This window comes from Nocardiopsis potens DSM 45234, from assembly GCF_000341105.1.
In the GTDB taxonomy this organism is placed as follows: Bacteria; Actinomycetota; Actinomycetes; order Streptosporangiales; family Streptosporangiaceae; genus Nocardiopsis_A; species Nocardiopsis_A potens.
The window spans coordinates 1-11566 of the sequence record NZ_ANBB01000021.1 but is presented as its reverse complement, the minus strand read 5'-3'; the positions used below and the strand labels follow the sequence as shown (position 1 = coordinate 11566).

At 76.4% G+C, this 11566-nt stretch carries 6 protein-coding genes; 5 read left to right on the top strand and 1 reads right to left on the bottom strand.

The genetic code is table 11. The annotated features are described in order from the left end of the window. Window positions 1–7: 7 nt before the first annotated feature. The 5 genes from D459_RS0107685 to D459_RS0107665 all read left to right on the top strand — a co-directional run bounded on the left by D459_RS0107685 (window position 8) and on the right by D459_RS0107665 (window position 10170). Entirely contained in the window at window positions 8–1774 is a 1767-nt protein-coding gene (locus D459_RS0107685) for a GTPase (protein WP_017592412.1), read from the top strand. Then, the gene (locus D459_RS0107680) at window positions 1771–4422 is read left to right on the top strand and encodes a GTPase (RefSeq protein ID WP_017592411.1); all 2652 of its coding nucleotides are present in this window, start codon (window positions 1771–1773) and stop codon (window positions 4420–4422) included. Before D459_RS0107685 ends, D459_RS0107680 begins: the two co-directional genes overlap by 4 nt. 903 nt (window positions 4423–5325) lie before the next feature. After that, entirely contained in the window at window positions 5326–6609 is a 1284-nt protein-coding gene (locus tag D459_RS0107675; protein WP_017592410.1) for a GGDEF domain-containing protein, read from the top strand. 192 nt (window positions 6610–6801) lie between these two features. Beyond that, window positions 6802–9555, top strand: coding sequence for an energy-dependent translational throttle protein EttA (ettA, locus tag D459_RS37615; protein WP_152522922.1), 2754 nt, complete (start codon window positions 6802–6804; stop codon window positions 9553–9555). Between the two features lie 126 nt (window positions 9556–9681). Continuing rightward, window positions 9682–10170 (top strand): globin, encoded by a 489-nt coding sequence (locus D459_RS0107665; protein ID WP_017592408.1) that lies wholly within the window; start codon window positions 9682–9684, stop codon window positions 10168–10170. On the opposite strand, the gene D459_RS0107660 is transcribed toward D459_RS0107665, so the two are convergent. Beyond that, on the bottom strand, window positions 10151–11350 hold the full coding sequence (locus D459_RS0107660) for an MFS transporter (protein WP_193790237.1): 1200 nt from the start codon (window positions 11348–11350) through the stop codon (window positions 10151–10153). The two genes, D459_RS0107665 and D459_RS0107660, sit on opposite strands and share 20 nt — an antisense overlap. Between the last annotated feature and the right edge of the window lie 216 nt (window positions 11351–11566).

Below are 11566 nucleotides of genomic sequence, written 5' to 3'. Positions count from 1 at the left end.
AAGCGCTATGTCTCGGCCGCCTGCCGCTCCGGACGCGGCGCAGGCCCGCTCCGGGCGCACCGGCGACGGCGCCGCGCACGGCCGGGCCAAGCACCGGAGCGGAGGAGCGGGCGACGCCCGCTTCGAGCAGATCCTGGACGACCTGCGCGGCCGGATCCGCGGCGTCCGCTTCGCCGACGGGCTGCCCGGTGCCGCCGAGGGCGAATCGGCCCGCGGCGACGTGCTGCACCAGCTGGAGGACTTCGTCCTGCCCCGGGTGCGCCGCCCGGACACCCCGCTGCTGATCGCGGTCGCCGGCTCCACCGGCGCGGGCAAGTCGACCCTGGTGAACAGCCTGGTCGGCGAGCAGGTCACCACCACCGGCGTGCGCCGCCCCACCACCAACAGCCCGGTCCTGGCGTGCAACCCGGCCGACGTCGACTGGTTCAGCGAGGCCTCGTTCCTGCCCACCCTGCCCCGGGTGCGCCAGCAGGGCCTGGCGATGCCGGGCAAGGACGGCATGCTGGTGCTGGCCGCCAGCGAGTCGATGCCCGAAGGGGTCGCCCTGCTGGACACCCCGGACGTCGACTCCGCGGTGGCGGCGCACCACGAGTTCGCCGCGAAGTTCCTGGACGCCGCCGACCTGTGGGTGTTCGTCACCACCAGCCGCCGCTACGCCGACGCCCGGGTCTGGGAGTTCCTCCAGGTCGCCCGGGACCGGGACACCTCGCTGGCGGTGGTGCTCTCCCGGGTCCCCGAGCGCGGCCGGGACCAGCTGCTCGACCACTTCTCCGCGATGCTGCAGGCCAACGGGCTGGGCGGGGCGACCCGGTTCTCCATCCCCGAGACCGACCAGATCGCCGGCGGCCGGTTCACCGCCAACACCGCCGACCCGATCCGCTCCTACCTGGCCGACGTCGCGGGCGACCTGGCCCGCCGCGACCGGGTGACCCGGCGGACGTTCATCGGCGTGGTGGACAGCTTCCGCACCCGGGTGCCCGAGCTCGCCCGCCAGGTCGAGGTGCAGGTGGAGGTGAGGCAGCGGCTCGCGGCGACGGTCCGCGACGCCTACGGCGACGCCGCCGAGGAGGTCTCCGACGCCCTGGAGGACGGCTCCCTGGTCCGCGGCAACGTACTGGCCCGCTGGCAGGACATCGCCGCCAGCGGCGAGCTGGTGCGCACCCTGCGGTTGCGCGGGAAGCGCAAGGCCAAGGCGGTGGAGGCCGCCGCACCCCGGATCGAGGCGCTGCGCGGCGCGGTGCTGGACGCGCTGGAGGCGCTGGTGGACTCCGCCGCGGAGCGGGCCGCCGACCGGGTGGGCGAGGAGTGGGACCGGGTCCCCGGCGGGGGCGTGCTCGCCCGGGCCTACCAGGACGAACCGCCGGAGGCGTTCTCCCGCCGGATCCGCGAGGCCCTCTCCGGCTGGCAGGACCGGGTCGCCGAGATGCTCACCGCGGACGGCGCGACCAAGCGGTCGGTGGCCAAGTTCGTCACCTTCGACAAGGAGGCGTTCACCCTGATCCTCATCGTCGAGCTCCTCGGCTACCCGGCCGTGGACGCCGGGGGCCGCGGCGCCGGCCCCTCGCCGCAGCGCCTGCTCAAGGGCCTCTTCGGTGCGGAGGCGCTGCGTAGCATAGGGGTGGCGGCGCGCGACGACCTGCGCGGGCGGATCGGCACGCTGCTGAGCGGGGAGAAGCGCCGTTTCACCGACGCGCTGGCGGCCGCGGGGCTGCCGGACGAGGACGACGCCGTCCAGCTCTACCAGGCCACGTACAACCTTGAGATTGCGCGATGACGAGTCAGCGGAACCCGGCCCACACCGGCGAGGAACCGGACGCCCCCGAGGGCGCCGGGCAGCGGGAGGAGGCCCCCCGGGCCGCCTCCGACGGGTGGAGCGGGTACATCGTGCCCACCGCCGGCGCCGACGCCGGCTGGCTGCCCCGTGAGGGCGGCGGGCCGCTCCCGTCCGCCCGGAGCAGGCCGGACCGGTCCTACCCCGAGCTGCGCCGGGCCGTCGACGAGCGGACCGACGACGACGGCGGCGGCGAAGAGGCGGAGCAGGGGCCCTGGCCCGCCGCGGAGGACGGCCCCGAGCGGCCGGCCGCCGCCGAGCCGCGTGCCGCGGACGCCGGTGCCGCCGGTGCGGAGCCCTCCGCACCGGCGCGCCGGGGCCGGCACGCCGCGCCCCGCCGCGCCGAGCAGGACCCCGGCCCGGCCGAGGCGCCCCGCACCGAGGGGGCGCAGGAGCGGCAGGACGGCGGCCCGGCCTCCCCGGACGGACCGGAGCGGCCGGCGGCCGAGGACGCCGGCGCCCCCGCTGCCGACCCGGGGCAGGGCGCGGCCGCCGGGGACATGGACGACCCGGAGGACCTCGCGGGCTGGGTCGGCAGCCTCACCGAGGCCGTCGACGCCGACACCCGCATCGCGGGCCGCCGCACCGGAGAGATCCCCATCGTGCGGCCGCAGCCCGAACCCGCCGCCGGGGACGCCGGGAGCGGTACCGGGGCCGGTGCGGACGCCGAGGACGCCGCGGCGGAGCCGGAGCGCCCCGAGCCGTCCGGCACCGGGCCCACCGCCGCAGAGCCCTCCGGCGCGGAGCCTTCCGGTGCTGAGCCCTTCGGTGCGGAGCCCGCCGAGGCCGAGCCCTCCGCCGCGGAGGCGCCGGAGGCCGGCGCCGCAGAGGACGGCGCCGAGGAGGACGGCGGCACCGGGGCCGAGCGGGACGAGGACGGCCCCGCGCCCTGGGTGCCGGACCCCGGGTTCGTCGTGGCCGGCGCCGATGACGACGAGTACCGCCCGGACACCCGGGAGCACTGGCAGCCGCACCCGGAGATCTCCCGCGCCGAGCTGGTCGCCCGGCTGGACGGGCTGGCCACTGCAGTGGAGATCGGCGGCGAGGACATCGCCCCGGAGCGGGCCGCCGCCGCCCGGCACATGCTCAACCACGCCGGCGCGCGGCTGCGGCTCTCCGCCGACCACACCGTGGTGGCGCTGGCCGGCGGCACCGGCAGCGGGAAGTCCTCGCTGTTCAACGCGGTGTGCGGGCTGGAGTTCTCCCGGGTGGGGATCACCCGCCCCACCACCTCCGCCGCGCACGCCTGCGTGTGGGGCACCGAGGGCGCCGACGAGCTGCTGGACTGGGTCGGGGTGCCGCCCCGGCACCGCCACTCGCGCACCAGCGAACTGGACCGGGACGACTCCGAGCTGTCCGGGCTGATCCTGCTCGACCTGCCCGACCACGACTCGGTGCGCGCCGTGCACACCGCCGAGGCGGACCGGCTGATCGGCGCCGCCGACCTGCTGATCTGGGTGCTCGACCCGCAGAAGTACGCCGACGCCGCGGTGCACCACCGCTACCTGGCCGAGATGTCGGGCTACGGGGCGGTGACCGTCGCGGTGCTGAACCAGGTGGACCGGGTCGAACCCGAGGAGCTGGAGGAGCTCCTCACCGACCTGCGCCGGCTGCTGGAGACCGAGTCGGGGGTGCACCCCCGGGTGCTCACCACCTCCGCGCTCACCGGGCACGGCATCCGCGAGCTGCGCGAACTGCTCACCGAGACGGTCGCCGGGCGGCGCGCCGCGGTCGACCGGCTGGTCGCCGATCTGGAAGGCGTGGTCGAGGAGTTCGAGCCGTACCGGGCCGGGAAGGGGAGCGCCCCGGAGGAGGTGCCCGAGCCGGACCGGCGGCGGCTGGCCGCGCGGCTGCTGGAGGCCTGCGGCACCGACGCCCTGGCCGACGCGGTGGAGACCCGCCACGCGCGGCGCGGCACCCGGCGGGTCGGCTGGCCGGTCACCCGCTGGGCGGACCGGTTCCGCCGCGACCCGGTGCGCGCCGCGGGCATGGACTTCCTGCGCGACTCCTCGGACGCGGCGGCGAGCCCGGTCGCGCCGCAGCAGGCCGAGGTGGAGAAGGCCGCGGTGACCACCGCGGACGCGGTCGCCGGCGGCCTGCCCGCGCCGTGGCCCAAGCGCCTCCGCGCGGCCGCGCGCTCCGGCACCGGGGGCCTGCCCGAGGTGCTCGGCTCCGAGGTGGCGGCGGTGCTGCCCTCGGACGTCGCCGAGCCCTCCTGGTGGGGGGCGGTGCGCGCGCTGCAGTACACCCTGGTGGCGGCCGCGGGGGCGGGGCTGGCCTGGTTCGCGGTGGTGCTGGTCAGCTGGCTCGCCGGCGGCCTCACCGGCCTCGCGTTCCTGGACTCGCCGCTCTTCCTGGGGCTGGCGGCGGCCGTCGCGGCCGCGGCGCTCCTGGCCGGCTGGCTCACCTCGATCGGCTGCCGGAACCTGGTCTCCGACGCCGCCGCCAGGGAGCGCGAGGCGACCGAGGCGGCCTGCGCCGAACGGGTCGAGGCGGTGGCCGAGGAGCACGTCATCACCCCGGTCGAGCGGGAGCTGGCCCGCTACCGCTCCTTCGAGGCGGCCCTGGCCGAAGCGCGCGGCGAGGCCTGACCCCGGCCGGTCCCGGACCTCCGGGGCCGGCCGGGCGCACCCCGCCGGAACACCCCGCCCCGCCCGCGCGGTCCCGGCGGGCGCGGCCGCGAGGCCGTCGCGGGCAGGCCTTTTGAACGCCCCGCCCGGCGTCGCGCGGATCCCTTCTCCCCGTCCGCGCCGCCGCGGCCACGGTCGGCCCCGAAGGGCGGAAGGCCGCAGAGCGGGCGCTCTCCGCCGTATCGACGGGGTCGAGGCGTCCGTACGCCTCCACTGACACGGCTCCTGGTGGGGGCGGTGCCGTCGGATGCGATCCGCCCGACGCGCATCCGAGCGGCCGGCCTCTCGGAGGGCCCGCGCCCGGAGGGCGCCCGGCGGCGGGGCCGGATGGGAGAACCTCCGGGGAACGGGCCGCCTGCGGGCCTGAACCGCCGATCGCCCGGCCGGGACGCGGACCGGGCGGCCGCTCTCCGTGCCGGGGGCGTTCCGCGGGGCGGCGCCGTCGGTGCCGCGGTCTTTCTCCGGTGGTTCCGGGGCGTTCGTGTGCCGGTGTCCGGGCTCCGAATCGCCGGGGAGGTGCGGCGGACGGCGGGAGGAACGGGGCAGATCGGTTCGGAGTATCGCGAACGGCGCGGTCGGGGCCGGGCGGGCGGCCGGGTCCGGAACCAGGGCCGGTACGGGGCCGCCGCTGCCTGCGCGGCCTCGGCAATATGGCGGTTTCCCTCCCTCCTTGCACAATCGGCGATTAGGCTGTCACCGACCGTGATTCACGGCTCGGGGGCGCCGCCCGGCTGCGCCGGCGCCCCCGGCCGTCGACCCTGGGAACGGGGGGAGAACGAGGTGGCGATGGATCGGCGCGGTACGAATCCTGCGCGATCCCCGACCCGACATCCGAAGGACCTGCCCCGCCCCCTGCTGGTCTTCATGGGGGCCGTGTTCGTCTGCGCCCTGGCGGCCGCGGTGCCGGCGCTGCTCGCACTCCCGCCCGTCCGCGCCGACGACCTGCTGCTCTTCGGGGGCCTGGTGCTCTGCGCGGCGCTGTGCGTCGAGGGGATGCGCAGGCTCGGCTCGCCGCAGGGCGTCACCCGCGACCTGTTCGGCGCCTGGTGGTTCCCCACCCTCCTGCTCCTCCCGCCGGCCTACGCGATGCTCGTCCCGGTCCCGGTCTACCTGCTGCTGCAGTACCGGATCCGGCGGATCGCCGCGCACCGGCGGACCTTCAACGCCGCCTCGGTCGGCCTCGCCGGCGCCGCGGCCTCCTGGGTGTTCCATCTCGCGGCCGCGGACGCCGCCGCCACCGCCGGGGGGCCGGTGGGGGCCGCGGAGCTGCTGGCCACTCCGGAGGGAGTGCTGGCCGGGGTGGCGGCCTGCGTCCTGTTCTCCGTGGTCAACACCGGCATCATCGCCACCGCGGTCCGGCTCAGCGGCGGCGGGGCGCCGCTGCGGATGCTGTGCGGCCGGGAGGCGGTGACCGTCGGCGGGGTCGAGATCTGCGTCGGCCTCACCGCGGCGGTGCTGGCCGGGCTCTCCACGCCGCTGCTCGTGCTCGCGCTGCCGCCGGTGCTGATGCTCCAGCGCAGCCTGCTCTTCGAGGAGCTGCAGGCCGCCGCGCGCAACGACCCCAAGACCGGGCTGCTCAACGCCACCACCTGGGAGAAGGAGGCCGAGCTCGGCCTGCAGCGGGCCCGGCGGGAGAACAGCCCCGCGGCGGTGCTCATCGTCGACATCGACCACTTCAAGCGGGTCAACGACACCTACGGGCACCTGGTCGGCGACCAGATCCTGCAGGCCGTCGCCGACACCCTCGGCGGCCAGCTGCGCACCGGGGACCTGATCGGCCGGTTCGGCGGCGAGGAGTTCGTGGTGCTGCTGAGCGACGCGGACATGGCCGAGGCGTGCCGCGTCGCGGAGCGGCTGCGCTACCGGGTGGGGCTGCTCCGCCCGCCCACCGGGCAGGGCGAGATCACCATCACCGTCTCCGTCGGCATCGCGCTGCTGCCGCTGCACGGGGAGACCCTGGTCGACCTGCTCACCATCGCCGACCTCGCGCTGTACCGGGCCAAGGACGAGGGGCGGGACCGGGTCCGCCTCCCGGTCGCCGCGGGGCCCGCCGCGATCCCGGGGCAGAAGCGCGGCGAGGACGCGGTCCCGGAGCGCCGCCCGGCCGACCCCGCGGTCACCGGGGAGCCCCGGGTGCTGGAGGCCTGACGGGCCGCCGGTGCGCGGGAGCCTCCGGCGCTCCGGCGCCCCTCCGGCGCTGATCCCGGCGCCGCTGCTCTCTCCGCGCCGGTCGAGACGGCGGCGCCGAGATCGGCGCCCCGGCGGCCGTCCACAGGGCGCCGTCCACAGGCCGGGAGCACGCCGTTGCCGCGGCCCGCCGCGGTGGCGCACCGTGAGCGCATGGAAACAGCCACTCCCTGGATCTCCGTCCGCCGCCCCGGCGACGTCGTCGGAGTCGTCCCCTACCTCGTCGGATACCACCCGAGCGACGCCGTCGTCGTGGTCGGGGTGCACGGCGCGACCGGCCGGATCCGGTTCATGATGTGCTCCCGCCCGCCCCTGCCCGCCCCGGAGGACGTGGCCCGGCGCTCGCTGCGGGCGCTGCGCGACCACGGCTGTGAGAGCGCCCTGCTGATCGGCTACGGCCCGGCCGAGCGGATCACCCCGCAGGTGGACGCGTTCGCCGCGGCGGCCCGCGCGCACGGCGTCGAGCTCCGCGACGCGCTGCGGGTCACCGGCGGCCGCTACTGGTCCTACCTGTGCACCTCGCCGTCGTGCTGCCCGCCGGAGGGCAGCCCGGTCGACCCCGCCGGCTCCGCGGCGGTCGCGGAGGCGGTCGCCCGCGGGTTCAGCGCCTGGCCGGACCGGGCGGCGCTGCTGGACTCGATCTCCCCGGCCACCGGGGAGCAGCGGGCCCGGATGGACCGGGCCACGGTCGCGGCCGAGGCGCGCTGCGCCCGGTTGTGGAGCCGCCGCGAGCCCGGCGGCCACGCCCCCTTCCGCACCGCGTTCCGGGCCGAGGGGAAGCGCGCGGTCCGCGCCGCGGTGGACGGCGCCCGGGCCGGCCGCCCGCCGGAGGACCCGGCCGCCGTCGCCTGGCTCGCCCTGCTGCTCGTCTCGGTCGAGGTGCGCGACGAGGCCTGGCTCCGGATCGACCCGGCCGAGGCCGGGGTCCACGCCGACCTGTGGCGCCGGGTGCTGCGCCTGGCCGACCCCGGCTACACCGCGGCCCCCGGGTCGCTGCTGGCCTTCGCCGCCTGGCTCCGCGGCGACCTGGCCCTGGCCGACGCGGCACTGGACCGGGTGGCCGGGGCCGCCCCGGGCTACTCCATGGCGGCGCTCATCCGCCGCGCCCTGGAGGCCGGCGTGCCGCCGGGCGGCTGGCGCCCGCCCGGCGCCGAATGGCCGGTGCGGCGCGGGCCCGGCCGGCCTCCCCCGGACCGCCGGTACGGGCCCGGGCACCTGGGCGATGCCCCTAGGCTTGGAGGCATGCCGGAGTACATCTACACCATGCAGAACGTGCGCAAGGCGCACGGCGACAAAGTCGTCCTGGACAACGTGTCGGGCTCCTTCCTGCCCGGGGCGAAGATCGGTGTCGTGGGGCCGAACGGCGCGGGCAAGTCCACCCTGCTGAAGGTGATGGCCGGCGTTGAGCAGCCCTCCAACGGCGAGGCGCGCCTGATGCCGGGGTTCACCGCGGGCATGCTGGCGCAGGAGCCCCAGCTCGACCCGGACAAGACCGTGCTGGAGAACGTCGAGGAGGGCGTCGCCGAGACCAAGGCGATGCTCAGCCGCTTCAACGAGATCGCCGAGAAGATGGCGACCGACTACTCCGACGAGCTCCTCGAGGAGATGGGCAGGCTCCAGGAGCAGCTCGACCACCGCAACGCCTGGGACCTGGACAGCCAGCTCGCGCAGGCGATGGACGCGCTGCGCTGCCCGCCCGGGGACGCCGCGGTCACCAGCCTCTCCGGCGGTGAGAAGCGCCGGGTCGCCCTCTGCCGCCTGCTGCTGGAGCAGCCCGACCTGCTGCTGCTCGACGAGCCCACCAACCACCTGGACGCGGAGAGCGTGCAGTGGCTGGAGCAGCACCTGGCGAAGTACCCCGGCACCATCGTCGCCATCACCCACGACCGCTACTTCCTGGACCACGTGGCCACCTGGATCTTGGAGCTGGACCGCGGCCGTTTCTACCCCTACGAGGGCAACTACACGACCTACCTCGACAACAAGGCCGCCCGCCTCAAGGTCGAGGGCCAGAAGGACGCCAAGCAGGCCCGGCGGATCTCCGAGGAGCTGGAGTGGGTCCGCTCCAACGCCAAGGCCCGCCAGACCAAGAGCAAGGCCCGGCTGCAGCGGTACGAGGAGATGGCCGCCGAGGCCGCCAAGACCCGCAAGCTGGACTTCGAGGAGATCCAGATCCCGCCGGGCCCGCGGCTGGGCGGCACCGTCGTCGAGGTCAAGAACCTCACCAAGGGCTACGGGGACCGCGTCCTCATCGACGGCCTGAGCTTCTCCCTGCCGCCCAACGGCATCGTCGGTGTCATCGGCCCCAACGGCGTCGGCAAGACCACCCTGTTCAAGATGCTCGTCGGCGAGGAGCAGCCGGACTCCGGCTCGGTCACCGTCGGCGACACGGTGAAGGTCTCCTACGTCGACCAGTACCGGGCCGGCATCGCCGACGACAAGAACGTCTGGGAGGCGATCTCCGACGGGGAGAGCTTCATCCAGGTCGGCAACGTGGAGATCCCCAGCCGGGCCTATGCCGCGGCGTTCGGGTTCAAGGGCTCCGACCAGCAGAAGCCGGCCGGGGTGCTGTCCGGCGGCGAGCGCAACCGGGTCAACCTGGCGCTCACCCTGAAGCAGGGCGGCAACCTGCTCCTGCTGGACGAGCCCACCAACGACCTCGACGTGGAGACGCTGGGCTCGCTGGAGAACGCGCTGCTGGACTTCCCCGGCTGCGCCGTGATCACCTCGCACGACCGGTGGTTCCTGGACCGTGTCGCCACCCACATCCTGGCCTGGGAGGGCGGCTCGGACTGGTTCTGGTTCGAGGGCAACTTCGAGTCCTACGAGAAGAACAAGATCGAGCGGCTCGGCCCGGAGGCGGCCCGCCCGCACGCGGTCACCCACCGCAAGCTCACCCGGGACTGATCCGGACCGGCCGTCGCGGCCCCGGTCCGGCGCCCTCCGCACGGGGCGCCGGGCCGGGGGTTGCGCGGCGGCCGCCCCCACCGCATAAGCTGGGCGGCGACTATGACTTCCGCGCGCGATGACCAAGTGACGTTCTATGACGCCGTCGGCGGCGAGGAGGCCTTCACCCGCCTCGTCCGCCGGTTCTACGAGGGCGTCGCCGACGATCCGGTGCTCCGGCCGATGTACCCGGAGGAGGACCTGGGCCCGGCTGAGGAGCGGCTGCGGCTCTTCCTCATCCAGTACTGGGGCGGCCCGCGCACCTACAACGAGCTCCGCGGCCACCCCCGGCTGCGCATGCGGCACGTGCCGTTCCGGATCGGCGCCGCCGAGCGGGACCGCTGGCTGGCGCACATGCGCACCGCCGTCGGCTCCCTCGAACTCCCCGAGGCGCTGGAGGCGCGGCTGTGGGAGTACATGGTCTACGCCGCGCACAGCATGGTGAACGTCCCCGAGGACGAACCGGTCCGGCAGGTCGCCGACCCCACCGGGATCACCGTCGCCCGGGGCGCGGAGGCCGACCGCTCCGGGGAGGACCCGGACGACGGCGAGACCGTCACGATCTCCCTGAAGTGACCGGCGCCGCCGCCACCGCGGCGGCGGCGAACAGCGCGCTCACCGCGAACACGGCGGGCAGCCCGGCCCCGGTGATGACCGCCGCCATCAGCACCGGCGTCAGCGTCGTGCTGACCGCCTGGAGCCAGTTCTGCACGGCCAGGGCCCGGCCGGCCCAGGAGGTCCCGGCGATCTCGGCGACCGAGGTGAAGGTCAGCCCGTTGTGGCACATCGACAGCACCAGGCAGCCGAGCAGCAGCGGGACCGCGGTCCACGGCAGCGCGGCCGGTGCGGCGGCGAGCAGCAGCAGCGCCGCGCAGGACACCGCGGACAGCGCCCGCACCGGGCGCATCCGCTCCCCGGTCCGGTCCGAGAGGACCCCCAGCAGCAGCCGGCCCAGCGCCCCGGGGACCTGGGCGGCGGCCACCACCGCGCCCGCGGCGGGCGCGGCCCAGCCGTGCTCCTCCACCAGGTAGACCAGGGCGTAGGTCATCAGCGCGATCTGCGGGACGCCCAGCAGCATGCTCACCCCGTGCACCCGCCACAGCGCCCGCTCCCGGTACGGGGAGCTCCGGCGGCCGGGGGCGGCGGCGCCGGAGGCACCGGCGGCCCGCCCGTCCGCGTCCGCCCCGGCCGCGCGGGACGGCGGCGCGGACAGCAGCAGCACCAGCGGCACCGAGGCGGCCGCCGCGGCGGCCGGGAGCATCATCGCGCCGAGGAACCCCCACCGCTCCGCGGCCGCGGGCAGGGCCAGCGCGGCCAGCCCCATGCCCAGCGGCAGCGCCGACTGCCGGATCCCCATCGCCAGCCCGCGCTCCCGGGCGGAGAACCAGGACAGGATCAGCCGCCCGCTCGCCGCGTTCACCGGGCCGCCGGCCGCCCCCGCCAGCAGCAGCACGCCGCCGACCCCCAGCGGGCCGCGCACGGCGGCGAGCAGCCCCAGCGCCCCGGCGGTCAGGGCCAGGCTCAGCGCCATGGTGGCCCGCTCGCCGAACCGGTCGATCACCACGCCCCAGGCGAGCAGGGTCAGCAGCAGCCCGAACGCCGGCAGCCCGGCGAGCATCCCGGCCTGCGCGGTGGTCATCCCGTAGGCGTCCCGGAGCTGCGGCAGGACGAAGGGCACCCCGTACATCGCGGTGACGCCGGCCACCTGGGCGGCCATGCTCACAGAGAGGATCACCCAACGATTGCGCACCCGCACCCGGCCAGGGTAGTTCGCCCCGCTCCGCCCGCCGCGCGCGGCCCCTCCGCTCCGCCCCGGACCGCATGCGAGCACCTCCGCCGCGGGCGGTCCCGCCGCGCGCCCGGCGCGGCACCGGCGGCGGTGCACCGGTCCGGCACAGGGGCAAGGGGAGGGCCCGGCGGCAAGGCGAACGGGATCCGGGCCGGGGACCGGCGTTCTTCCGGCCCGTGCAGG

Coding starts and splice junctions, on each gene's coding strand:
- D459_RS0107685 (WP_017592412.1), top strand. CDS start 8: ATGTCTCGGCCGCCTGCCGCTCCGGACGCGGCGCAGGCCCGCTCCGGG.
- D459_RS0107675 (WP_017592410.1), top strand. CDS start 5,326: ATGGGGGCCGTGTTCGTCTGCGCCCTGGCGGCCGCGGTGCCGGCGCTG.
- ettA (WP_152522922.1), top strand. CDS start 6,802: ATGGAAACAGCCACTCCCTGGATCTCCGTCCGCCGCCCCGGCGACGTC.
- D459_RS0107680 (WP_017592411.1), top strand. CDS start 1,771: ATGACGAGTCAGCGGAACCCGGCCCACACCGGCGAGGAACCGGACGCC.